General features: G+C 63.4%; 21 protein-coding genes and 2 pseudogenes. 12 read left to right on the top strand and 11 right to left on the bottom strand.

Translation table 11 applies throughout. The features are described 5' to 3' along the window. Positions 1-76: 76 nt before the first annotated feature. A pseudogene (locus LB568_RS21990) lies at positions 77-349 on the bottom strand (integrase); the annotation flags it as partial. A 27-nt stretch (positions 350-376) separates the two neighbouring features. On the opposite strand from LB568_RS21990, the gene LB568_RS21985 reads away from it, so the two are divergent. Further along, positions 377-1,441 carry an aminopeptidase gene (locus tag LB568_RS21985; RefSeq protein WP_140571633.1) on the top strand — a complete coding sequence of 355 codons (1,065 nt, stop codon included), beginning with the start codon at positions 377-379 and terminating at the stop codon, positions 1,439-1,441. 188 nt (positions 1,442-1,629) lie between these two features. Next, positions 1,630-3,924 carry an endonuclease/exonuclease/phosphatase family protein gene (locus LB568_RS21980; protein ID WP_224731185.1) on the top strand — a complete coding sequence of 765 codons (2,295 nt, stop codon included), beginning with the start codon at positions 1,630-1,632 and terminating at the stop codon, positions 3,922-3,924. A gap of 102 nt (positions 3,925-4,026) precedes the next feature. Here the strand turns inward: LB568_RS21980 and LB568_RS21975 are convergent, their stop codons facing one another. The 3 genes from LB568_RS21975 to LB568_RS21965 form a co-directional block, all read right to left on the bottom strand. Next, positions 4,027-5,010 carry a substrate-binding domain-containing protein gene (locus LB568_RS21975; protein ID WP_224731184.1) on the bottom strand — a complete coding sequence of 328 codons (984 nt, stop codon included), beginning with the start codon at positions 5,008-5,010 and terminating at the stop codon, positions 4,027-4,029. A gap of 67 nt (positions 5,011-5,077) precedes the next feature. Then, a complete protein-coding gene (locus LB568_RS21970; protein ID WP_023779330.1) occupies positions 5,078-6,133 on the bottom strand; it encodes an ABC transporter permease in 1,056 nt (351 codons plus the stop codon). Next, positions 6,133-7,590 carry a sugar ABC transporter ATP-binding protein gene (locus tag LB568_RS21965; protein WP_224731262.1) on the bottom strand — a complete coding sequence of 486 codons (1,458 nt, stop codon included), beginning with the start codon at positions 7,588-7,590 and terminating at the stop codon, positions 6,133-6,135. The genes LB568_RS21970 and LB568_RS21965 overlap by 1 nt, the downstream gene beginning before the upstream one ends. On the opposite strand from LB568_RS21965, the pseudogene LB568_RS33845 reads away from it, so the two are divergent. Further along, positions 7,549-7,686: pseudogene (locus LB568_RS33845) on the top strand (hypothetical protein); the annotation flags it as partial. The gene LB568_RS21965 and the pseudogene LB568_RS33845 overlap by 42 nt on opposite strands. On the opposite strand, the gene LB568_RS21955 reads toward LB568_RS33845, so the two are convergent. After that, positions 7,647-8,705 carry a LacI family DNA-binding transcriptional regulator gene (locus LB568_RS21955; protein WP_013896159.1) on the bottom strand — a complete coding sequence of 353 codons (1,059 nt, stop codon included), beginning with the start codon at positions 8,703-8,705 and terminating at the stop codon, positions 7,647-7,649. The pseudogene LB568_RS33845 and the gene LB568_RS21955 sit on opposite strands and share 40 nt — an antisense overlap. Further along, positions 8,689-8,991 (bottom strand): hypothetical protein, encoded by a 303-nt coding sequence (locus LB568_RS21950; RefSeq protein WP_140571637.1) that lies wholly within the window; start codon positions 8,989-8,991, stop codon positions 8,689-8,691. The genes LB568_RS21955 and LB568_RS21950 overlap by 17 nt, the downstream gene beginning before the upstream one ends. A 273-nt stretch (positions 8,992-9,264) precedes the next feature. On the opposite strand from LB568_RS21950, the gene LB568_RS21945 reads away from it, so the two are divergent. The 5 genes from LB568_RS21945 to LB568_RS21925 all read left to right on the top strand — a co-directional run bounded on the left by LB568_RS21945 (position 9,265) and on the right by LB568_RS21925 (position 14,376). Continuing rightward, positions 9,265-10,938, top strand: a complete 1,674-nt coding sequence (locus LB568_RS21945) for a glycosyltransferase (RefSeq protein WP_013896160.1) — start codon at positions 9,265-9,267, stop codon at positions 10,936-10,938. After that, positions 10,935-11,825, top strand: coding sequence for a glycosyltransferase (locus tag LB568_RS21940; protein ID WP_013896161.1), 891 nt, complete (start codon positions 10,935-10,937; stop codon positions 11,823-11,825). The genes LB568_RS21945 and LB568_RS21940 overlap by 4 nt, the downstream gene beginning before the upstream one ends. Continuing rightward, the gene (locus LB568_RS21935) at positions 11,816-12,562 is read left to right on the top strand and encodes a glycosyltransferase family 2 protein (protein ID WP_013896162.1); all 747 of its coding nucleotides are present in this window, start codon (positions 11,816-11,818) and stop codon (positions 12,560-12,562) included. Before LB568_RS21940 ends, LB568_RS21935 begins: the two co-directional genes overlap by 10 nt. Further along, a complete protein-coding gene (locus LB568_RS21930) occupies positions 12,559-13,452 on the top strand; it encodes a glycosyltransferase family 2 protein (protein WP_013896163.1) in 894 nt (297 codons plus the stop codon). Before LB568_RS21935 ends, LB568_RS21930 begins: the two co-directional genes overlap by 4 nt. A gap of 90 nt (positions 13,453-13,542) precedes the next feature. Then, positions 13,543-14,376, top strand: coding sequence for an AraC family transcriptional regulator (locus LB568_RS21925; protein WP_013896164.1), 834 nt, complete (start codon positions 13,543-13,545; stop codon positions 14,374-14,376). Positions 14,377-14,383: 7 nt separating this feature from the next. Here the strand turns inward: LB568_RS21925 and LB568_RS21920 are convergent, their stop codons facing one another. From LB568_RS21920 to LB568_RS21905, 4 genes are all read right to left on the bottom strand, one after another. Then, a complete protein-coding gene (locus LB568_RS21920; RefSeq protein ID WP_013896165.1) occupies positions 14,384-15,325 on the bottom strand; it encodes a helix-turn-helix domain-containing GNAT family N-acetyltransferase in 942 nt (313 codons plus the stop codon). Positions 15,326-15,386: 61 nt separating this feature from the next. Continuing rightward, positions 15,387-16,532, bottom strand: coding sequence for a DSD1 family PLP-dependent enzyme (locus LB568_RS21915; RefSeq protein WP_041164992.1), 1,146 nt, complete (start codon positions 16,530-16,532; stop codon positions 15,387-15,389). 2 nt (positions 16,533-16,534) lie between these two features. Beyond that, complete coding sequence (locus LB568_RS21910; protein WP_224731183.1) at positions 16,535-17,830, bottom strand: D-arabinono-1,4-lactone oxidase; 1,296 nt, start codon at positions 17,828-17,830, stop codon at positions 16,535-16,537. 5 nt (positions 17,831-17,835) lie between these two features. Next, on the bottom strand, positions 17,836-19,062 hold the full coding sequence (locus tag LB568_RS21905; RefSeq protein WP_013896168.1) for an MFS transporter: 1,227 nt from the start codon (positions 19,060-19,062) through the stop codon (positions 17,836-17,838). Between the two features lie 124 nt (positions 19,063-19,186). Between LB568_RS21905 and LB568_RS21900 the strand changes: the two genes are divergently transcribed. Beyond that, positions 19,187-19,813, top strand: a complete 627-nt coding sequence (locus LB568_RS21900) for a TetR/AcrR family transcriptional regulator (RefSeq protein WP_041164994.1) — start codon at positions 19,187-19,189, stop codon at positions 19,811-19,813. Between the two features lie 99 nt (positions 19,814-19,912). Here the strand turns inward: LB568_RS21900 and LB568_RS21895 are convergent, their stop codons facing one another. Further along, positions 19,913-20,764 carry a hypothetical protein gene (locus tag LB568_RS21895; RefSeq protein WP_013896170.1) on the bottom strand — a complete coding sequence of 284 codons (852 nt, stop codon included), beginning with the start codon at positions 20,762-20,764 and terminating at the stop codon, positions 19,913-19,915. A 71-nt stretch (positions 20,765-20,835) separates the two neighbouring features. Here LB568_RS21895 and LB568_RS21890 point away from each other — a divergent pair, with 71 nt between their 5' ends. The 3 genes from LB568_RS21890 to groL all read left to right on the top strand — a co-directional run bounded on the left by LB568_RS21890 (position 20,836) and on the right by groL (position 23,921). Further along, entirely contained in the window at positions 20,836-21,630 is a 795-nt protein-coding gene (locus LB568_RS21890; protein ID WP_013896171.1) for a class I SAM-dependent methyltransferase, read from the top strand. 276 nt (positions 21,631-21,906) lie between these two features. Continuing rightward, positions 21,907-22,203 carry a co-chaperone GroES gene (groES, locus tag LB568_RS21885; RefSeq protein WP_006203049.1) on the top strand — a complete coding sequence of 99 codons (297 nt, stop codon included), beginning with the start codon at positions 21,907-21,909 and terminating at the stop codon, positions 22,201-22,203. A 62-nt stretch (positions 22,204-22,265) separates the two neighbouring features. Then, positions 22,266-23,921 (top strand): chaperonin GroEL, encoded by a 1,656-nt coding sequence (gene groL / locus LB568_RS21880; protein ID WP_013896172.1) that lies wholly within the window; start codon positions 22,266-22,268, stop codon positions 23,919-23,921. Positions 23,922-24,033: the final 112 nt, after the last annotated feature.

Below are 24,033 nucleotides of genomic sequence, written 5' to 3'. Positions count from 1 at the left end.
CGGACGGCAAGACGTCTGGCAAACCTTCGGACGCCGGCACGTATCTAGCTCGCAACGTCCCGGATCTCAGCCAGCCTCGGCCGGTCTTCTTTTGGATGAGCATCGCGCGAGTTCGGATATCCTGCCCGGCAACAAGGTTGCCTATTTTGATCTTGACGAGGTCGCAACCGCGCAACTTGCTGTCGATCGCCAAATCGAAGAGCGCTCTGTCTCGCAGACGCCGCTCCCGATCGAAAAAGAAGCGAATCGCCCATATCTGTCGAGGTTTCAGAGGGCGTTTCGTTCCGACCTTCTTGCCTGCATTCCATGCCCGGCGACCGGCGGGTAGTTCGTAGCACGAATGTCCCATTTCGTTTCATGGGGAGACAAGCAAGCAGTGGGCAGGAAGCGGGTTTTTCGATGGCTTGCCGCCGTTATCGTGGCGTCCGCCATCACCGGGTGCACCAGCATTTCCTATTATGCGCAGTCGGTGGAGGGCCATGTACGGATCATGGCGGCGCGGAAAAGTGTCGGGAGGCTGATCCGCGATCCTTCGACACCCGAGGCGTTGCGCGCCAGGCTGACGTCGGCGAGTGCCATACGCCGCTTTGCCACGGATGAACTGGCGCTGCCCGAAAACAGCAGCTACCGCAGCTATGTCGACATCGGTCGGGACGATGTGACGTATGCGGTTTTTGCCGCGCCGCAATTCTCGCTGACTCCAATTACATGGTGTTTTCCGGTCTTCGGCTGCGTTCCGTACCGAGGCTACTTTTCGCGGAAATCCGCGGCTGAAAGTGCTGTCGAACTGCGACGACAGGGGCTCGACGTCTACGTTTCGGGCGTCACCGCATATTCCACGCTGGGCTGGTTCAGCGACCCGCTGCTCAGCACCATGCTTCGCCAGGACGACACCTATCTCGCCAGCCTTGTCTTTCACGAGCTGGCGCATCAGAAAATCTATGTCGACGGCGACTCCGCGTTCAACGAGGCTTTCGCGGTTTCCGTCGAAACCAGCGGCGTGCGGAAATGGCTTCGCGCCACCGGCAACCGCGCCGGGTTGCGCCGCTACGAAGCCAATCGAAAGCGTAGCGCCGATTTTCTCGGACTGATCGCGAAAACGCGGGACGAGTTGGGCCAAGTCTATGGTAGCCCACGTACCCCGGAAAAGATGGCGGCTGCCAAGGCAGCCACGATCGACAGGCTGCGGGTGCGCTACCGGCGGATGCGCGACAAGCAATGGGCCGGATATCGGGGATACGATGCCTGGTTCGCCGCCCCGATCAACAACGCCAAGCTCGCCGCGACCGCTGTCTACGGCGAACAGGTTCCGGCATTTCTTCGCCTGTTCGATTTGTGCTCCGGCGACTATCCAAGGTTTTATGCCGCCGTCCGCCGGATCGGGGATCTGCCCGCACCTTCCCGAGCCCAGGCTCTGAAGACCGCCGCTGCCTGTAACTGATATTGGCGAGCAAGGCCGCGCAAGCCTGGCCCGCAGGGCAATGTGAAGCGCTTCATGGTGTGGACGGTTGTCTTTGTCATAGTTTCATTGGGTGAGCGGGGTTTCGTTCAGTGAGCGCGGGGGCAAAGATGGGCGGTCGATTGCTGGCGGTTTCTTGCGGGTCCTGGCTGGGCAGAGTCCTGGCCGGGTTGGCGATCTTTGCTGTCACGCTTCTTGCCGAGCCGATCGGCGCGAGCGGCCAGGAAGTGGAAACGGTGCGCATCGCCACCTTCAACGCCTATCTGCTGTCGCCGATCTTCAAATGCGCCAATCCGAACTTCGCCGATTGCCTCATCCAGATCCACGGCCAGACCGAAAAACAGGCCAAGCATCTCGCCGAGACCATTCTCAAGGACACCGACCGCTTCGACATCATCGCCATCAACGAGGCCTGGGACGAGGACGCCAAGCAGATCCTCATCGACAGGCTGACGCCGGTCTATCCGAACTTCGTGCGCAAGATCGACGCCGCGCTCTTGAAGGTGCGGCCGCAGGCCATCGTCGATGCCATCACCAGCCTCGATCCGGCGGCGGCCATAGCCATCTATGGCGAGCCGATCGAGAAGATCGACGGCGAGGACAGCGGCCTGATGTTCTTCGCCAAAAAGGACTTCAAGTTCCTGCCGCTGCCCGACGACAGCTTCAAATGGGGCAAGAACGACGGCGAGACACTGGATGCCGCGACCGACGAGGTCGGCTTCACGCTCTACGATCATTGCGGCGGCGTCGACTGCCTGTCCGGCAAGGGCGCGGCGATCGTGCGACTGCTCCACCAGCCCTCGCAAAGCAATTACACGGTCGTCTTCACCCATGCCCAGGCCGACTATTTCGACAAGAGCCCGCCCGAGCTTCACGCCGACGCCCGCGATGCGCAGTTCGACCAGGTCCAGAAGCTGATCGAGACGACGCTGTCGCCGCTGACGGCAGCGCAGCGCAAGCGCGAACGGGTGCTGGTGATGGGCGACCTCAACGTGCCGCTGTTCCACCAGCCGATGGGCGAATGGGCGCGCCGCTTCGCCAGTCCCGGCAAATACTGGACATCCAAGCACTATGACAGCTGGGCAGCGACCAACCGTGCCGACCCCGGCATCTCCAACTACATCGACGGCGAGCGCTACGATTATATCCTCGCCGCGCCGCAGCCTTATCTGAGCGGCGGCATCGAAGGACCGATCTGCGTCCAGCATGTCACCATCCCGGTCGATTTCGTCAACCTCGAGAGCGACCACAATCTTTTGACCGCCGACCTCAATCTCGGCAACAACTTCTGTCATCCGGGCATCGCCTACCAAGTCGACCTGAAACCAAAGAAGGGGCCCGACGGCAAGCCGCAGGCCGAGGAGGTAATCGATTTCAGGAACGGCCAGGACGTCACCCAGATCCGCTTCCCGGGTTCGATGCAGTGGTTCCACGTCGTGCGTCAGGATGCGGGCAGCTATTCGATCGGCGCCGACAATCCGGGCGTCAACATCGACATCTACCAGCCGTCCAACATGACGACGCCGATCTCCAGCTATTACGGCGACACCAGGACGATCCACGACGGCGAGCAGACCTTCACCGTCCACACCTATGCACTGCCCAAGGAGTTCTTCATCCGCGTCACCGGCAAGGATCGCAACTGGCGAGGCAATTATGCGCTGCTGGTGCGCCGCCATACCTGTGCGACCAAGGAAGAGGCCTGCCCGCTGCAGCCTGGCGAGCCGCCGCAGTTCGCCTCGCTCACGGAAGCCGGCAGCCTGCTCGGCAGCCAGGACGAAGCCTGGTTCCGTTTCGACGTCGTCGGCCAGGCCGACAGCGGCGCCGACCAGACCGTCACGCTGACCGCCGACGGCTTGCCCGACCCGAACGGCTACAAGGCGACGCTGGACGAGTTCGACAACCCGCATGGCGGCGAACCCCCAATCGCTATTTCCGGCAGCAGCCGCATCGTCAGCGACGCCATGGGCAACGGCACGCGTGGCTATCTGGTCATCCACCAGGCCGCGGCTGGAAACCAGCCGGTGCGGGTGCGCGCCTCCATGCAGACCACGGTGCGCAATCTCGAGATCAAGGCGCTGATCTGCGAGGACGAGACCAATCCGGAATTCGGCTCCGACGACATCTTCACGCAACTGTCGATCGACAGCCGCACCATCCGTTTTCCGGCTTCAGGCGAGGTGGAGTTCGACTGCGACGACTCCGCCGACCAGAAGGATTGGGCGACGCGGTTCGGCAGCCCGAACCTTACCTTCGTCGACCATGCCGGACTTAAGGTGTTCGAGCAGGACGATACCAGCCCGGACGACCCCAGCCATGTCAGGGATTTTCCCGACCTGCCGGCCGGCGCCAGCTCGATCGACGGCGTGCGCACCCCGCTGATCTGGAATTTCGAGGGCGGCCGCTACCGACTCAACTACGAGCTGACGATGCGCAAGAACGAACCCGTGGCGGCCGCGCCGTAGCAAAAACGACGACGCGAAACCTCCTGTCGATTGATTGGTTGCCCAAAAAACAAGGCCCCTTGCGGGGCCTTGTCGCGACACCTTCGATTGCAGAGCCCTGCCCTACTTCCCAGCCAGCGCCTTGGCGTTCTCAGCCGTGATTGCCGTCGTCTCCACTGTCACCGTCGGCTCCACGGAAGTGGCGCAATCGAGCAGTATCTTCTTCGACATCTCGATCGCTTCCTTGGCGCCCGTCGGGTAGGTGAAGGTCGCCGCCCAGTCACCCTTGGCGACGGCCTCGATGCCGCCGGCCGGTCCCGGCAAGCCATCGGTGCCGATGATCTTGACGTCCTTGCCGGCGCCCTTGGCGGCGAGCAGCGCGCCGGCCGCCATCATGTCGTTGGAAGCATAGAGCACCCTGATGTCGGGATGCGCCTGCAGCATGGCGGCGAAGGCGGTCTGGGCTTTGTCCGGCACCCAGTCGGCGGCCTGTTCGGCGACCACCTGGATCTTGGCGTTTTCCTTGACGCCGTCCTTGAAGCCGTTCAGCCGTTCGACAGCCGGCGTCGAACTCGGCAAGCCTTCCAGCACCGCCGCCTCGCCGCCATCCGGCAGCAGCGTCTTGGCGGTGTATTTGCCGGCTTCCATGGCGATCTTGTAATTGTCGCCGCCGATGAAGGCGGTGTAGTCCTTGCCGGGGTCGCCGACCGTCTTGCGGTCGAGTTCGATGACCGGGATGCCGGCATCCATGGCACGTTTGACCGCCGGCGTCAGCGGGGCCGCCTCGAAGGGCGAGATCAGCAGGATGTCGACCTTCTGGGTGATGAAGTTGTCGACCTGCGAGGTCTGCGTGTTGACATTGCCGGCGCCGTCGGCGATCTGCAGGGTGAAGCCCGGCACTTCCTTGGCCGCCGCGGTCAGCTCGTCATTGACGTGCTGGCGGTAGGGTTCGGCATTGTTCGCCTGCGAAAAGCCGATGATGAACTGGCCGTCCTTGGCGCAGGCTTTCACCATCGGGTCGGCGGCTTGCGCCGCTCCCGCAATGCACAGGCCAGCGCCTGCCAGAAGCGCGGCCTTGAGCACACGCCTTTGTGTTGTGGTTTTCATAACTCTCTCCTCCTCGTCGGGCCGGGGGCCAGACCTTGGTTGACGTCCACTTGCTGCCGCCTTCCTCCTAACGACCCAAACCCTCGCGGCGGCGAACGAGGGATTGAAGCACTGCCGCCAACACGATGATCGCGGCGGTCGCGAGCAGCTGCATGGCAGGCGTGATGTTGTTGAGCTGAAGAATGTTGGCCAACGCGCCGAGCATGATGGTGCCGGCAACGGTGCCGACCATCGAGCCGGCGCCGCCGAACAGGCTGGTGCCGCCGATGACCACGGCGGCGATGGCCGTCAGCTCGTAGCCCATGCCGTCATTGGCGCTGCCGAAATTGAACTGGCCGGCATGCACGATGCCGGCAAGCGCCGCGGCAAAGCCGGTGATGGCATAGACCGAGATCTTCACCATGGAGACGGGCACGCCGGAAATGCGCGCCGCGCGCTCATTGCCGCCGACGGCAAAGACGTAGCGGCCGAAGCGCGTGGTGTTGAGCACCACCGTCGCGATCGCGGCAAAGACGATGAAGACCAGCGTCGCCACCGGCACGGTGTTGTTGAACAGACGCTCGCCCAGCACGGCAAACACCGGCGGCGCCAGGCCCGGCCCGTCGCCGTATGAGATGTTGATGTACTGGTTGCCGGAGACGACGAGTGCCAGACCGCGCGCGGCCTGCAGGCCGGCGAGCGTGACGATGAAGGGTTCGAGCCGGAAACGGGTGGAGATGGTGCCCTGGATCGTGCCGAAGACGATGCCCATGACCAGCACGGCAAGGATGGTCGGGATGAGGCCGAAACCGCCGGAAATCATCATCGATGCGGTCACCACGCTGGACAGGCCGAGCACGGCGCCGACCGACAGGTCGATGCCGGCGGTGATGATGACGAAGGTCATGCCGATGGCGATGATGCCGGTCTCCGACACGGCACGCACGATGTTGGCGATGTTGTCGGGGTTGAGGAACAGGATCTCGCCATGCCGGCGCGGCGAGAAGATGATGCCGCCGATCGCCACCAGCACCAGGCCGATCAGGCTCTGGAAGCGCACGATGAGGGCCAGCGGGTCGCGATGCTTTGGCGCTGCCGCCGGCACCGCCGGAGCTACTGCCACCGAGATCTTTTCGTCCGCCATCAGGCCTCCCTGCCATTTGCCGCGGCCAGCACCGTGTGCTCGTCGACGCCGCCGATGAATTCCGCCACATTGCGCCCCTGGCGCAGCACCACGATGCGATCGCAGAGCCCGATCAGTTCCGGCATCTCGCTGGAGGCGACCAGGATGCCGAGGCCCTGTGCCGCCAATTGCCGCAACCGCGCGTAAATCTCGCCCTTGGCGCCGACATCGACGCCGCGTGTCGGCTCGTCGAGCAACAGCAGCCGGGGATTGCCGAGAATTTCCTTTGCCAGCACCACTTTCTGCTGGTTGCCGCCGGACAACGCACCGACCGCGATGTCGGGGTTCTTCGGCCTGATGTCGAACTGGCCGAAGGATTGCCGCACCGCATCCGCCTGGCGGCGCGGCGACATCAGGCCGGCCGGCGAGATGCGGCGGATCACCGACATCACCAGGTTGAGTCCGACCGCCATCCTGAGCATCAGGCCACTGCCGCGGCGGTCGTCGGTGACGAAGGCAATGCCGGCCGCGCGGGCCGCCTTGATCGAATCCAGTTTCACCGGCCGTCCGTCGATGGCGACCTCGCCCTCCCAGCGGCCGGACAGGCCGGCGCCATAGAGCGCGCTGAGCAGTTCCGTGCGCCCTGCCCCCATGATGCCCGCCAGCCCGACGATCTCGCCCGCATTGACGTCGAGCGAGATGCCGGTCGGCGGCTGCCATCCGGCACTTTCATGGGCAAGCCTGAAGCTCGCATCGCGCAAGCTGAGCAGCGTCTTGCCGGCGGTCTTCGAGCGTTCGGGATAAAGCTCGTCCAGCGGCCGCCCGACCAGGAGGCGAACCAGCTCCGCCTGCGGCGCGTGCGGCTCGGTGACGCCGGCAATGCTGCCGTCACGCATCACCGTCACCCGGTCGGCGATCTGCGGCACCTCTTCCAGGCGATGCGAGATGTAGACGATGCCGACGCCGGTGGCGGCAAGCTTGCGCATGATGTCGAACAACCTCTCGACCTCGCCGACCGTCAATGCCGCCGTCGGCTCGTCCATGATCAGCACGCGCGAGGCGTAGGACAGCGCCTTGACGATCGCCACGACCTGGCGCTGGCCGATCGACAGGTCGGCGACCATCGCCGCCGGGTCTATGGCAAGCTCGATGGCTTCCAGCCGCTTGCGGGCCTCGCCGCGCATCGCCGGCACGTCGAGGAAGCCGCCCGGCCGCATCAACTCGCGGCCAAGGAACAGGTTGGCGGCGACGTCGAGCGTCGGTACCAGGTCGAGCTCCTGGAAGATGGTGGCGATGCCGGCGGCTTGCGCCTCGCGCGGATTGTTGAAGGTTACCTGCTTGCCGTCGATGAGGATGGTGCCCTCGTCCGGCGTGTAGACGCCCGATAACAGGTTCATCAGCGTCGACTTGCCGGCGCCGTTCTCGCCGAGCAGGGCGTGGATCTCGCCGGCCTTGAGGTCGAAGTCGACGCCGCGCAGCGCCTGGACGCCGCCAAAGCGCTTGACCGCACCGGTAACGGAAAGCAACGGCGCGCTCATATTGACCTCACGGGGGCTGACCTCACGGGAGCCGACCTCACGGGGGCCGACCTCATGGGAACCGGCCCCGCACAGGATTGCCGGACCTGCAGCATAGCCTGCAGCCGGACCGCTTGCGGCTCCAGGCCGCTCGACGCGATGCGGGCGCACAGCAAGGTCGCTGCCTGCCGGCCGATCTCGGTGCAGGGCTGCGCGACGAGCGTCAGCCGCGGCTCGAAGCAATCGGCCCATTCGAAATCATCGAAACCGGCAAGCGAGAGATCCCCCGGTATCGAGAGGCCTCTTTCGCGGATTGCCCGCACCGCTCCGATGGTCGTCATGTTGTTGCCGGTGACTAATGCCGTGGGCGACGACGGTAGGGACAGGATGGCGTGGGTCGATGCCGTGGCGCTCGCCGTGTCGACGTTCTCGGGCGAGACATAGTGCGGCAGGCACTCAAGTCCATTGGCGACGAGCGAGGCGCGAAAAGCCTCGATGCGTTCGCGCGTCGTCGCCAGGCCCGGCTGGCCGGCGATATAGCCGATGCGCTTGTGGCCGAAGGAAGCGACGTGGTCGATGAGCGCGCGCATCGCGGTTTCGTTCTCGACGCCGATCTGATCGAAGCGCTGGTCGGCGAAGCGGTCGATGAGCACGCAAGGCAGCTTCTTCTCGGCCAGATAGTCTATGGCGCGCTGCGGCGAACCCGACGGCGCCAGGATGACGCCGTCGACCCGCCGTTGGTGGAAGGCGCGCACCACCGACAGCTCGCGGTCGGGATCTTCCTGCGTGTCGGAGAGGAACACCATGAGGCCGAGACGCGCGCATTCGGCCTCCACCGCGCAGATGATGTCGGTGAAGTAGGGATTGGAGATCGCCGAGATCGCCAGGCCGACACTGTTGGTCGACGCCACCTTCAACGACCGCGCCAGCTCGTTGGGCTGATAGCCCATCGCGGCAATCGCATCATTGATGAGCCGCGCCTTCTCCGGCGAGACGAAGCGGGTGTGGTTGATGACATGCGAGACGGTCGAAACCGACACGCCGGCGCGGCGCGCGACCTCAGCCATTGTCGGCATGATGGCTCAATCGGAGTGCTGGCAAGCGCTCCTCCCTGATGATGCGTTTCCTGGCCCGCTCTAATTGATTTCGGCGGATTTTGGAAAACCATAATGTCATCGAAACGTTTGCGCAATCGCTTCGATGCGTTTTTTCGCCGAGACCATTCGTTGTGGTGCCGTGGCGATCGCGCAATCTTATCTTTGGCGGAAAATAGAGCGTGCGCGCACGGTTGACCTGCCGATACTCGTGAGAACACATTGCGGTATCGTTCGGGATCGCAGAAGCATCTGGGTCCAGCTTCACGAAGAAGGGCTCGCTTGAAATGGCTGGTATTTTCTATTTCCGGAGCCCGGCTGGTCGTTGACACGTCGGGCGAGCGAGGGGCTGGTTTTCCGCATCGGGCGCCGGATCGACGCAAGGTCGTCGTTGGCCGGCATTCCCGGCCTGAGATTTCACGAAACCGGGGCAAACCTCGGTTATCTCCATGCCAGGCACGGCGTGACGCCGGCGACGTTATCTGGCGCGACGGGTCCGCACAGCGGAGGTGCCCGGCATGATGCGTGGTGACCCAGCCGAATGAACGAGCGGACGGTAGCAATCTGCATGCTCGCGATCGGCAAGCCAGGCTATGCGCTGGCGGCGCGCGAAGCCGTTGCGTCCTTTCTCCGGAACACGGATTTCGAAATCTATATAGTCACGGATCGGTTCTCCTCCCCAATCTTGCCGCCCTCGCCGCGCATCCATCTCAACTTGCTCGACGCCGCACGGCAGGAATACCGGGCCGACGGGTTTCTGGCCAAATTCGACGCATTGGCCTGGTGTCTCGGGCAGTCCAGCGCCGAGATCATTATTCAGGTCGATGCCGATACCATCCTGTTGCGCCCCCTGGCGGCGGCCGAGGTGTCGACGGCGCTGGGCGAACAGCGGATGGCAATGGTCGAACAGACCGGCATCGCTGGTTCGGGCATGACGCCGGGGGACTTCCAGGAACATTACAGCAAGCGCTCGCTAGCATTCATCGACGGGTCAGCGGCGGCGCCATCTGCGATATCGTTTCGCTACTTCAACAGTGGCGTGGTGCTGGCCTTCAGGGACGAACTGCAGCTTTTGCTGGAGTGGGTTGCGGCCCGACGGTTGCTTTTGCCTGCCGATCACTCGGTTGGCGCGCACATGATCGCCGACCAGGACTATTTCCAGGTGTGGGCAAATTCAGTGGTGCCGGATCGCTGCGTCTCCCTCTCCTGGCAATGGAACCATTGCGGCCACTGGGATACGGGCTTTCCCCGACCGGATGCGCTGATCGCCCACTTCAGCAACTTCTGCAACGGCCCCGAATTTGAAACCGTTCTCGCGATGCATAACCTTCTTGCCGAAGGTCCCGCCGGCCCCTTGCTAGACAACGCAGCGACAGGGCAACCTGCCGACCTGGCGTTCATCATCATCACCTACAACTCGTCAAAGATAATCGGCTACTGCCTCGACGCCCTGCCGGACCAGCATGAGATCATTGTCGTCGACAATGCCTCGACCGACGAGACACTCGATCACGTGACGCATGAGGGCGTGACCATCATCCGGAACAAAAACAATGAGGGTTTCGCCGCCGCTGCCAACCAAGGCGCCGCCGCCGCCAGCGCCAAATATCTATGCTTCCTCAACCCGGACTGCCTTGTGACATCGGCTGCGGTCGAGGTGGCACTCTCGACGCTTCGTCGAAAACCCGATGCTATGATCGTTCCCGACTATGTCGACTGGCATGGCGGAGTCACAGCCGGTCGCCAGCCCGGCTATTCCCGACTCAAGCTGACAGCCGACCTTCTGGACAATAACGGCATGGCGAAATGGGCTCGGCGCCTGAGACGTCTCCCATTCTATCACGACCACAAGTGGAGCTGGCCGCTCGCGGCCGCCCTGTTCGTTCGACGAGAGATTTTTCATGCTATCGGCGGTTTCGACGAGAGATACTTTTGCTACATGGAAGATGTCGCGGTCGGATTTGAAATGGCACGGCGTGGGCTCGAAATCGTCGAACTGGACCATGTGCTGCCGCATCTCGGTCAGCGAGGCGCGGATATCCCGACCTCCGTCCGGATCTCGTTGATCGACAATGCGCGGCTCAAGTTCGCGGAGCTGCATTACGGCCGTGCCTTTGCGGCTACGCTTCGCGGTCTGCGATGGGTTCTCCATCGCCGCCTCGGTATCAGGGAAGCGCTGCGCCGAAAACGGTGGCGTGCGCTGGAAGGCCGATGAACTACTATGTTCTGCCTGGGGTCGGTATTTATGGCGGCATCAAGGTTGGCTTCCAGTTCGCGCAGTTGCTGACGGACGCCGGCGTGCCGATGGCGGTCGCGACCCCTGGCAACCTTGCGCCTTCATGGTTCCGATGCAGTCAGCCTGTGGTGGACAGGCAGCAGGTCGTCGCGAATGCCGGGAAGAGCGATACGCTCATCTTCTCATTGCCGCACGACTATCCCGAGTTGAAGGCAACTGGGGCGCGGCTGATCTTCCACTGCCAAGGTACCGACCCCCTCATCAACCCCATTCTGCACGACAGGGATGTCACCGTGCTGACGTGTTGGGAACAAGCGACGACTTATGCAATGTTCGTCGCCCGGCGCGTTTCGATCGATGTCGGCATATCGATCTCCGACGCTTTCTTCCATGACGGATCCCCCAAGGATGAGCGGTGCGCAGCCTTCATGCCGCGCAGAGGCGCCGCGATAGCCCAATCGGCGAAGAAGCATGTGCTCTCCCTCCACTTCCTGCCGATTGACGGCGTTAGTGAAGATATCTGCGCGAACAGTCTTAAGCGCTCCGGGTTCTTCCTGGGCACGGCAGTCTCTGAAGGCTTCGGACTGCCGGCGCTCGAGGCGATGGCGGCGGGCTGCGTTGTAGTATCGGTTCCAGTCATCGGTGGGATGGAGTATCTCAAACATGGGCATACCGCATACATCGCTGAGCCGACAGAACTGCCAGCCGCGCTCGCCGAAATCAGCAAGCAAGGCGCAGGCTCCCGGCGTGCCGCACTGCGCGACGGCGGCGCGGCGATGGCATCCCGTTACCGCATCGCGGTTCAGAGAAAGAAACTGCGATCTGCTATGGAGGCGGGCTTGAAGGACGCCTTGTCATGGAGCTAAGCGTCATCGTTCCTTCATGGGGCCTGACGGCGCTGCTGCGAAGTTGCTTGCTGCAGCTTGAGCATGCCTTGGCGAGGACACAGCTAGGCAAGACCTGTGTCGTCGTCGTCGACAATGGCTCCGCCATACCCTATCTCGCCGATGATCTCGCGCCGCCGCACGTGCGGATCGTCAGGCTGGATCTAAGGCATTCCTTCTCGGCAGCCTGCAATCGCGGCGCCCGCGAGCTTGCCGCCACACGGTACCTCTTCCTCAACAATGACGTGCTTCTGCATCCAGACGCGCTGGTGGAGATGCTTGAGATCTTCCGTGACCACAAGGTTGGCATCTGCGGCACAAGGCTGGTCTTGCCCGACGACACGATCCAGCATTGTGGTGTGCGGTTCGACGCTGGAGAACGTGGCCCCTATCACCAGGATCATGGCAGGCGAAGCGCGATCGTCAGCCGGGCGACGACTTTCCCGCAGGCCGTGACGGCGGCTGCCATGATGATCGACCATGCGGCCTTCAACGCCTTGAACGGTTTCGACGAGACATTCCCTTTCGGCTATGAGGATGTCGATCTCTGTCTTCGGGCACGGCAATTGGGAATCCGCATCGCATGTGGCCAGCGCCGGGATTCATTGCATCTGGAATCGACCTCGGACCGGCGGCCTGACCGCCACAAGGCCTCGCGCAAACTGTTCTTCGAGCGGTGGCGTGGGCGCTACACCATAGACGGAGACGAGAGCGGGTGACGCAGGCAAACGAGATATCGCTGATCGTCCATACGCGGGATTCGGCACTGACCTTGCCCCGGCTGCTGGCAACCACCGCCTGGGCATCGGAGCGCATCGTCATCGATATGCAAAGCGGCGATGCGACCATCGAGATCGCACGTGCGGCCGGCTGCCGGGTGCTGAGTTGTGCAATCGTCGATGCCGTCGACGCAATCCGCAACCAATACCTGCCGCAGGCGCAAAACGACTGGGTGCTTGTGCTGGATTCCGACGAGTACCTCGCCGACGACGCATACGAGGCACTGCAAGGGCTCGTGCGCGATTATAGTGACAACACTGACGCCTTTGCGCTGCCAAGATTCAACTCCGTCGCCGGCCATGTCATGCGCGGCTCCGGCTTCTATCCGGATCACCAGATACGGTTCTTCCGCAAGGGGACCGTCGCCTGGCAACCAGGCCATCATCGTGTGCCGCAGGTTCTGACCGGTGCCAAGCGCCTTCGTCGGCTGGAGGCACCGAACTGCCTCCACATTCACCACGAAAACTATGTCGACATCGCTTCGTTCATTGCCCGGCAGGCGCGCTATGCGCTAAGCGATTCGTACGATCCCAATCCCGACAATTTCGATTTCGGGACCTATGTCGCCGAGGCCTATGCCGAGTTCGAGCGGCGCCATGAGCCCGCCAATGATGGTGAACTTTCCACCGCAGTGGCAACCGTGCTTGCCTGGGACCGGATCATGCGCGGGCTGATCCACTGGGAACGGCTAGGGCGCCAACAGCCACTCAACCCGGCCTTCTCCCTGCCGATCGTGCCAACCGCCCAAAAACATCAAGGCAGATTGCGCCATCAGCCGCGCGAGATCGGGCGCCGGCTTCGCCGGTTCTTCCAGCGTCAGCGGCGCTAGTTTGCATCACTTTGCGCGCTGCGCAATTTCGATCAAACCGGCCGCGTGGAAAGGCGGCAGTATGATCTGGCCAATGCGGGAAGGAGAGCCATGAACCCGACCGAAAAAGCGCTGTGGTTCGTCGAGAGCCATCTGCCGGACGCGATATCACTCGACGATGTCGCCCAAAGCAGCGGCGTGTCGCGCTTTCATGTGACACGGGCCTTCGGCGCCGCCACCGGCCGCTCGGTCATGGGTTATATGCGCGCGCGGCGCCTGAGCGAGGCGGCGCGCAAGCTCGCCGGCGGAGCGCCGGACATCCTGCGCGTCGCGCTCGACGCCGGCTACAACTCGCATGAGGCTTTCACCCGGGCCTTCCGCGACCAGTTCGGCACCACGCCGGAACTGGTGCGCGCGGAAGGTTCGACCAAGTCCCTCGAACTCGTGGAGCCAATCCTGATGGACCAGTCCCCTCTCACCAATCTTGAACCGCCACGCTTCGAGACCAGCCGGCCGTTCCTGATCGCAGGTCTCGGCGAACGCTACAGCTGCGAAACCAGCGCCGCCATACCGATGCAATGGCAGCGCTTCGGCCCCTATATCGGCAACATTCCGGGCGAGACCGGCGACGTCGCCTACGGTGTCTGCGTCAACGGCGACGATGTCGGCAATTTCGACTACATCGCCGGCGTCGAGGTGACGGACTTTTCCGATCTTCCCAGGGAATTCAGCCGCGTGCGGATACCGGCCCAGAAATATGCGGTGTTCGCGCATCGCGAGCACATCTCGACCATCCGCCGTACGGTCAACACGATCTGGAACACATGGCTGCCCGCGTCGGGGCACGAGGTGGCCGACGCGCCCGATTTCGAGCGCTATGGTCCGGAGTTCGATCCGCGTAGCGGCAATGGCGGGCTGGAGATCTGGATACCGGTCAAGACCTGAGGCGCCGCTACAGTTCCAGGTTCCAGTTCTGGCCGACCAGATCCTTGCCGAAGGAACGGTGCCGCTCTTCCTCGGTCAGCTGGAAGCCGGCCGCCTGGTAGATGTGCCGGGCGGCCGAGAGAATGTCGTTGGTCCACAAGGTCAGCGTCTTGTACCCCTTGGCGCGGGCAAAGCCGATGCACTCCTCGACCAGCCGCTTGCCGATGCCGAGGCCACGTGCCGAGGGCTCGACATAGAGCAGGCGCAGCTTCGCCACCTGGTCGGACTTGCGCACGATGAAGACCGAGCCGACCACCTCGCCTTCCCGCTCGGCGATCCAGGCGCGCTCCCATTTCGGGTCGAAGGATTTGACGAATGCGGCGAGGATCTCGGCGACCAGTGCCTCATAGGTTTCGTCCCAGCCATATTCCTGCGCGTAGAGCATTCCTTGCCGGCGGGTGATCCAGCCGATGTCGCCGACCTGCAGCGGCCGCAGGATGTAAGGCACCCCAGGTTCAGGCTTGTCGCCGAGCAGATCCTGCACAATGCGCATCGCCTTGACCAGTCGGTCCTGATCCGCGGGCACCAGACGATCGAGCAACGCACGCACCTGATCGTGCGAATCCTGGTTAAGCGGCGCAAATGCATCCTTGCCCGCCGGCGTCAACGTAATCGAGGCGCGGCGCGCATCAGCTTCCGTGGCGGCGCGCTCGACCAGGCCCCGCTCCTCGAATTTCTTCAGCAAGCGGCTGACGTAGCCGGGATCGAGACCGAGATCGCGCACAAGGTCGCTGGCAACGAGCCCGTCGCGATGCGCAAGCTCATAAAGCACCCGCGCCTCGGTCAGCGAGAACGGGCTCTTTAACAGCCCCTCGTCAAGCAGGCCGATCTGGCGGGTATAGAAGCGGTTGAAGGCGCGGACCGCATCGATCAGTTCCTTGTTGGACACTTCCTTATGGTGAATCGTCATGAGTATCTCCTGTCGGCACAGGATCGACCATTTACTTGACGGAGTCAACTATCCGGAGCGATCACATCATCGGCAACACCGGCCAGCGATCGACAATTTTGCCGCCGGAAAGCACCGCGACCGGCCCGAATTGCTGCAGCACGGCCTCGCTCTGCGTCGGCCGCAGGAATGCGTAGTCGCCGGGCCGGGCGACGGCATCGGCAGGCAGGCCCATGAATTGCTGGTTGGAAGACAGGCCAAGCAGGCCGTTCGTCGTCATCCCCCGGGGAAATGCCGGTTCGGCCATCCATTTGCCGCCATAGAGGTAGCAGCCCTTGCGCGGAAACCGGCCGAGCGCCCGCAGCAGGCGGGAAACAGCCGGCGGGCCGGGCAGCATCGGCTCGACCACTTTCAGGATCGGCGTCGCGATGAAAGCCGCCGGCTGGAAGCCATCGAGGCCAGGTGTATCGAAATCGCCGGGCAGCACGAAGGCCGAACCCATCGACACTTCATTGGCCATGCCCCCCTGGTGAAGCAGCGCGGTCTTGGAGCCGCCGATGTTGAGAATGCCGCGCTGGCCGGCGCCGAGGCACGCAACGAAAGCGGCGGCCCGCTCGGACGCTCGTGCCAGCGCCCTGGCCGGCCCACCGAACAGGCCGGGAATGTGCGGCGCATGCGCCTCATAGGCCATGACGCCCTCGCAGCGCAGCCTTTTGTGCGCCGACAGTCCCTTCAAGGCTTGCGACAAGGCCGCCGGTTCAGCGAAGCCGCCGCGATGCAGCCCGACGTCGATTTCGAAGGCGATGCGCAGGTCGACATCGAGCTCGGCTGCCAGGGCGCCATACTCCGCCAGCCGCTCCCGCGTGTCGATCAGCCAGCAGATGCGTGTCCGGTCAACTTCGCCCTTCGAAAGCATGGCTCTGGCCGCTCCGACCGGCATCGGCTTGCCGTACAGGAGGTCCGCATCCGGAAACGCCTTCAACACCGCCTCGCTGATCGGCGGATGGAACGTCATGAAGCGATCGGTCCCAAGCGCCTTGCCGATGTGCGAAAGCAGCGGCAGGCAGGCGAGCGACTTGTCGACCAGCCGCACCGCAAGGCCGGGGTCAAGTCTCGCTTTGACCAGGGCAATGTTGCTATCCAGCCGGTCGCGGTCGAGCAGCAGGCAGGGCTGGAAGATGCCGGCTTGCTTCAGAGCCTCCGATAGTGTGGCGAAATAGGCGCTCATCATCAGGTGCCGAAAGGGCTGGGTTCGATGCCGAACAGGCCAGCCATGTAGGGCGAGACGAAACGGTTCTGCGGATCGATGTCGCGGCGCACCGCCATCGCATCGTCCCAGCGCGGATATAGCTTCTTCAGCTCCGCCGCTTGCAGGCTGTGCATCTTGCCCCAATGCGGCCTGCCGCCATATTTGTGGAAGATCGGCTCGGCCGCGCGCATAAAGGGCAGCGGATCGTTGGCGGCATCGTGGTGGATGGCGATCGAACAGGTCGGCCTGTCATGGAAGGGCGAAAGCCAGAACCGATCGGCCGCGACGCTGCGCACCTCCATCGGGAAATAGACCTCGGGAAAGCGCTTCTCGGTCAGCTCGATGATTTCGGCCAGCGCCTTCGGGCCCTCCTCGAAGGGCAAATGATATTCCATCTCGTTGAATTTTGTCTGCCGGTCGCTGGCATAGACGTTGAGCCAGTCCTGCACATAGTCCTCGGATGGCACTTTGGCGACGGCGCCCAGGATCAGCCGGCGGCGCAGCGACGGCAGCCAGGCAAGCGCGGTGCGCAGCCGGCGCAGCGTCCTCAACGAGCCCTCGTCATCCTCGGTCGGGCGTGCGGTGGTCGCCTCGGTGCTGAAATCACTGGCGATGAACTGCGCATAGCCGGAGAACGGAATGTAATAGAACTCGGCCGACCGGTGCGCGGTCATCATGGTCTCGAAATCGCGCAGCATATCGGCGATCGGCAGCACCCATTTGCGGCGGCGCAGGCGGTAGGTCGGGATGTTGTTGAGCGTCACTTCGTTGAGGATGCCGAAAGCGCCGAGCGCGACGCCGATGGCGTGGATCATGTCCTGATCCCCTGCCCGACTGAAGTCACGGACCTTGCCAAGCCCGTCGACGATCTGCACCGTCTCCAACTGCGTATGGTAGGCGCCGAGCGTCGGTCCGGAGCCATGGGTGGCGGTTCCCAGTGCGCCGCCGATCGCCTGGCGGTCGATGTCGCCCATATTGGGCAGGCCCTGGCCGATGCCTTGCAGGATGTGCATCAGCGAACCGAGCCGCGTCCCTGCCCGCACGCGTGCCTGATGCTTTTGCGCGTCATGCGAGACCAGGCCTTCGAGTTTCTCGAGCGACAGGATCGTGCCCTGCGATTTCACCAGCGGCGTGAAGGAATGACCGGCGCCGACGACGCGGACGGGACCCGGTGCCGTGCGAATGAGATCGCCGAGTTCGCCGGCATCGGCGGGGCTGGCGATCAGCCGTGGCTCGGCGGTGACAAAGCCGGACCAGTTGCTCCAGGTTTTCGACATGGCGCTCACACGACAAGCCGGCGACGCCGCGCCATCAGGATGAACAGGCCGAGCAACGCCACGCTGGCGACGGCGCTGGCGGCGGCGAATTCCGGCACCGGGCGAAAATCCTTGCCGTCGATGAGCAAGGACGCCGCGACCGGACCGATCGCCAGGCCAAAGAGTTGGGCGGCCGGCACCAAAAGCACGGCGGTGCGCGTCTCGTCGGCGGTGATCGCCAGCCGGATCTGGTAGGGCACGATGAACAGGAGGATGAAACCCATCACCAGGGCGGTGACCCAGAAGGTGGTGAGGCCAGGTCCGCTGGCGAGCACGAGCGAGGCGACGACCGCGACGGCGCCAATGGCTGCGATGGCGATGCGATAGTCGATACGCGCCTCGAACACGGTCGCCGTCGTCGCGCCCAGGACCTGCACCGCGAGGCTGGCCGAGACGATCAGGCCAACGGTGCGGCCGTCGATGCCGAATTGCGCGCCGAGCGGCTCGAGAAAGGCCCACACCGCGCCGAAGAACATGAAGTAGCAGAAGACCGACAGCAAAGCGGTGATCGAGGGAACCGTCAGCACATTGGCCAGATCCTCCTCCTTCGGCAGATCGGCGTAGTCAGCGGGAACAATGAAGGCGATCACGAGCGACAGGACGCAGACGACCGCGAGGCTGAAGAAGCCGCCGGCCGATCCGGCGGCGGGGATGACATAGAGCGCCAGCAGCAACGCCAGGGCGCATTGCGCCAGGGTCTGCATGGTGACGAAATAGCCGCCGATGCGCTCGGCTCGCCGCGAACGGGCGATCAATTCGGTGGCGACCGCGACCAGGCCGCCCTCGGCGAGACCAGCCAGGGCGCGTGCGGCCATCAATGTGCCGGCCCCGGCGGCATAGGCCGTCCATATGTTCGCCAGCGCCAGCAGCAGCAGGAGAACCGCACTTTTCCAGCGCATATTGCGGGCGGACAGCAGCATCGCCACGATCGCCGAGCCGATGGCGATGGCGATCATCTCGGCGGTGGCAACCAGCGCCAGTTCATCGCCGCTGACATGGCCCTCGGTATAGAGAGCGCCGAGCAGAACGGGCTGCAGCCCAAGGATCAGCAGGCCGACCGACCCGATCCACAGAGCCGAGGCAAGCTGCCCGCCGGTCGGATTGCCGACCAGCCAGTCGCCATTGCCCTTGTGTCCGGTGTCCTTGTGTCCGGTATGGCCGGTGCCCGTGTGGCCGGTATCTGTCGAAGCCAAAGGCGCCTCCCAACGTCCTTGCCGCGCGGCAAAAAAACTGACAATCTGTCAGGATTCCAGAAGCTGATACTTGATCATATTTGTTGTCAACCAGAATTTGGAAACGCGCGCGAAAGACCGGTGCATGGTTGAAGCAAGGCAGACGATGATCGAGCCGAGGCGCAGGCCCAAGCAGGAGCGCAGCCGCGAGCGCATCGACGCCATCCTGTCGACGACCATGCGGCTGATCGGCGAAAAGGGCATCGATGCCGTCACCATGAAGGAAGTCGGCATGCTGGCGGGCGGGCCGATCGCCACCGTCTATCACTACTTCCCCAACAAGTCGGCGATCCTGGCGATGCTCTATGAGCGTTTCTCCGAAGTCAGCCGGGCGCGGCTGTCAGTGATTGTCGCCGATGTCCGCGAAGCCAAGGACATCATCGTGGCGGCCGACCGGCTGCTCGACGACTATCGCAGCCGCGTTGCCGGCGATCCGGCCATCCAGGACCTGCAGAACGCCATCCAGGCCGACAAGGCGCTCAAGAATCTCGACATCGCCGAGACCCGGCATCAAGCCAAGATGTTCTGCGACCATGTCATCGCCTTGCTCGCGCCGGACAAGCACGAGCAGTTCGAACGCATGGTTCTCTTGATCTTCCAGCTCGCCGGCGCCGTGGTGCGGCTGGCGCTTGCGGAAGGCGGAGCCGAAAGCCACCGGACCATCGAGGATTACCGGTCGATCATCCACACCCAGTTGCGGCTGTTTTTGTAGCCCTGTGTTTTTGTAGTCCAGGCGATCTGTAGCCCTGGCGATCATCAGCAAGCTGCCGCGAATGAGAGGTGCCGGGCGGCGCAAGCATCAGGACGCCCGCTATGCGAGCTGGCGGACAAGGCCTTCGAAGCCGTCGGCAAGATTGGCATTGCCGGCAGCGAGAAACGCGGAAAGATTGCGGGCGCCACCGGGCGTCTTGTTGGCATCAAGCAGCACCGCCCTGCCCTCATGCATGACGAAATCGAACTTTCCGTAGTCAAAGCCAAGCCGGCGCCTCAGCGCGCGAAGCTCCTCGGGAACCGGAACCGGCTCACGGCGGATCGTGTCGTCGCCCTTCACGAGGCTCTGTGGCGAGACATGGCGGGTGCAGCGCTCGCGCTCGCCGCAGAATATCCAGAAGCGGGCTCCAAAGCCGTCCGGTTCCGGCTCGGGAATGAATTTTTCGACGACGAGATCGCTGCGGTCGAAGACCGCCGGCGCGACCTCCGAAAGGGATGTATAGACGCGATAACCCTCGATAGGCTCGACGCCGGGAAACGGCTTCGGCTTTCCGGCACGCAGCGATCGCCGGTTGAGCGCCTGCTCCCGCATCCCGAGATTGTTGAGATTGCTCTTGACGATGACCGGCCCTAGCCAGTCGTCATCCTTGCCGATCACCGCGCCACTGACGCGTCGCTTGGAGATGTCGGCGGCCCCGATGTTCAGGCAGAAGGGAAAAGCGCGTGCGTATTCGACATATTCGGGTGGCGTCACGGTCGCATCGACGTGCAGCACCGCTATATCGGCCTCCGGCTTTGCCGACGTTCCAGGGATTATGCGGACGGAATGCCCGCGTCGCTTCAGTTCCTCCAGCAAACCGAAAAGCATATAGGAGTTTCCGCGGCGAAACAGCGGCCCGCGCCGGCGTTCGAACCTGTCGAACTCATGCGTAATAACCGCGATGCGTGTCATGCGCCCCCCGCTTGGTCTCTCTAGCGTCCTCTATTATAGCTGCCAATACAATGCCGGCTTGGGGGCTGCGGATGACCGACCATTGGAATGCCATTCGAAGGCACTGGCAGTTGCTCGGACCACCGTTGCGGCCGCCAGCGGAAGCGGTTGAGGCCTATGAGCGTGAGCTCGACCTTTCGAAGGCGCACGTCATTCTGCTCGGCGTGACGCCGGAGCTCGCCGGGCTCGGGACGACGATGACGGCCGTCGATGAATCGTCCGACATGATCGCCGGTATCTGGCCAGGCGACACCGCGTTGAGGAAGGCAATCAACGGCGACTGGCTCGACTTGCCGGTGTCGAAAGCAAGCGTCGATGCGGTGATCGGCGACGGCTGCCTGTCGGCGCTCGGCCTTTCAACCGCGCGCCGGGCGCTGTTTGCGGCGATCGCCGGGGTACTGCGCACCGACGGCCGAGCGGGACTGCGCCTCTTTGCCGGTCCCGAAACACCGGACGATCCGGCGGCGGTGCGGGCGCTTGCACTTTCGGCCGGTGTCTCGACCTTCCACGAACTCAAATGGCGCGTCGCAATGACCGCGACGGGTGATGCGCCCGACCATGCCATTCCGGTCAGGACGATCGCGGAAAGGTTCGACGCACTGTTTCCTGACCGCAACGAGCTTTCGGCTCGCACAGGCTGGGATCTGCCCACCATCGGCACCATCGATGTCTATCGGAACTCGCCGGCCATCTACACCTTCGCACCGGCGACTGCATTGGTGAGCGAGGCGGAAGCGTATTTTGGTGATGTTCGCATCGCCTTGACCGGGAGCTATGGGCTTGCCGAGCGATGCCCGCTGTTGGTGCTGCGGGCGCCAAGACACTGAACGCGCCATGACAATGAAGACAGCAGGACGGCGCACAAGCCGGGGCAGGCGCAACCCAGGTTTTCTAAAACCGTGCGGCAGCATGAGGAAAATTTCGCTCGCATCGCGGCCTTCGCGCACCTTGACTCTCAAAAGCCAGCGGCCTATTTCAGCGCCACGTTAGCACTCGCCTTTGGTGAGTGCTAACTACAGGGCCCGGCGCCGCCGGGCTTTGTTGTTGTCCGGCTTCGCCGGATGGAGGAACTGTTTCTCACCGTTCTCATCGAGGAAGAAAAAATGGCAAAGTCGAAGTTCCGCCCGCTTCATGACCGCGTGGTCGTTCGCCGGGTCGAATCCGAATCCAAGACCGCTGGCGGGATCATCATCCCGGATACGGCAAAGGAAAAGCCGCAGGAAGGCGAGATCATCGCCGTCGGCTCCGGCGCTCGCGACGAAGCTGGCAAGCTGGTCCCGCTGGACGTCAAGGCTGGCGACCGTATCCTGTTCGGCAAGTGGTCGGGCACCGAAGTCAAGCTCAATGGCGAAGACCTTCTGATCATGAAGGAATCCGACATCATGGGCATCATCGGCTGATTATCGGCCTCACCGTCAACTGAATTCCGGGCTTACCCCAAGCCCCTGCCAGGAGCTAAAAAATGGCTGCCAAAGACGTAAAATTCTCCCGTGATGCCCGCGAGCGCATGCTGCGCGGCGTCAACATCCTCGCCGACGCGGTGAAGGTCACGCTCGGCCCCAAGGGTCGCAACGTCGTGATCGACAAGTCGTTCGGCGCCCCGCGCATCACCAAGGACGGCGTCACTGTCGCCAAGGAAATCGAACTTGAAGACAAGTTCGAGAACATGGGCGCGCAGATGGTCCGCGAAGTCGCTTCGAAGACCAACGACATCGCCGGCGACGGCACCACGACCGCGACCGTCCTGGCGCAGTCGATCGTCCAGGAAGGCCACAAGGCCGTTGCCGCCGGCATGAACCCGATGGACCTGAAGCGCGGCATCGATCTGGCCGTGACCGAAGTCGTCGCGGCGCTTGGCAAGGCTGCCAAGAAGATCAAGACCTCCGAGGAAGTTGCCCAGGTCGGCACGATCTCGGCCAATGGCGACGAGTCGGTCGGCAAGATGATCGCGGAAGCGATGCAGAAGGTCGGCAACGAAGGCGTCATCACGGTTGAAGAAGCCAAGACCGCCGAGACCGAGCTCGAAGTCGTCGAAGGCATGCAGTTCGACCGCGGCTACCTGTCGCCCTACTTCGTCACCAATGCCGACAAGATGGTTGCCGAGCTCGAGGACGTCTACATCCTCCTCCACGAGAAGAAGCTCTCCAACCTGCAGGCCATGCTGCCGGTTCTCGAAGCCGTCGTGCAGACCTCCAAGCCGCTGCTCATCATCTCGGAAGACGTCGAAGGCGAGGCCCTGGCCACGCTGGTCGTCAACAAGCTGCGTGGCGGCCTGAAGATCGCCGCCGTCAAGGCTCCGGGCTTCGGCGATCGCCGCAAGGCCATGCTGGAAGACATCGCCATCCTCACCGGTGGCCAGGTCATCTCGGAAGACCTCGGCATCAAGCTCGAGAACGTCGGCCTCAACATGCTCGGCCGCGCCAAGAAGGTGTCGATCTCCAAGGAGAACACCACCATCGTCGACGGCGCCGGCAAGAAGGCCGAGATCCAGGGCCGCGTTGCCCAGATCAAGCAGCAGATCGAAGAGACCACTTCGGACTACGACAAGGAGAAGCTGCAGGAACGTCTGGCGAAGCTCGCCGGCGGCGTTGCCGTGATCCGCGTCGGCGGTGCGACGGAAGTCGAAGTCAAGGAAAAGAAGGACCGCGTCGATGACGCCCTCAACGCGACCCGCGCGGCCGTGGAAGAAGGCATCGTTGCGGGCGGCGGCGTCGCTCTCCTGCGCGCTTCGGCCAACATCAAGGCCACCGGCGTCAATGCCGACCAGGCCGCCGGCATCAACATCGTGCGTCGTGCGCTGCAGGCTCCGGCCCGCCAGATCGCGGCCAACGCCGGTGCGGAAGCTTCGATCGTTGCCGGCAAGATCCTTGAGAACAAGGGCGCGACCTTCGGCTACAACGCCCAGTCGGGCGAATATGGCGACATGATCGCCATGGGCATCGTCGACCCGGTCAAGGTCGTGCGCACCGCCCTCCAGGACGCGGCCTCGGTCGCCGGCCTGCTCGTCACCACCGAAGCCATGATCGCGGAGGCTCCGAAGAAGGAGTCGGCTGGCGGCGGCGGCATGCCTGGCGGCATGGGCGGCGGCATGGGCGGTATGGGTGGCATGGATTTCTAAGAAATCCATAAAGCACGCCCATGAACTCACATTGCTCAAGCCCGCAAGCGGGCTTGAGTGGTGGTATGGATTTCTAATCCACGCTTCCATCAGCCTTCAGATACGGAAAGGG

The sequence above is a fragment of the Mesorhizobium sp. B263B2A genome (assembly GCF_020165775.1).
Taxonomy (GTDB): domain Bacteria; phylum Pseudomonadota; class Alphaproteobacteria; order Rhizobiales; family Rhizobiaceae; genus Mesorhizobium; species Mesorhizobium opportunistum.
This window is presented reverse-complemented; position numbering and strand designations above follow the sequence as displayed.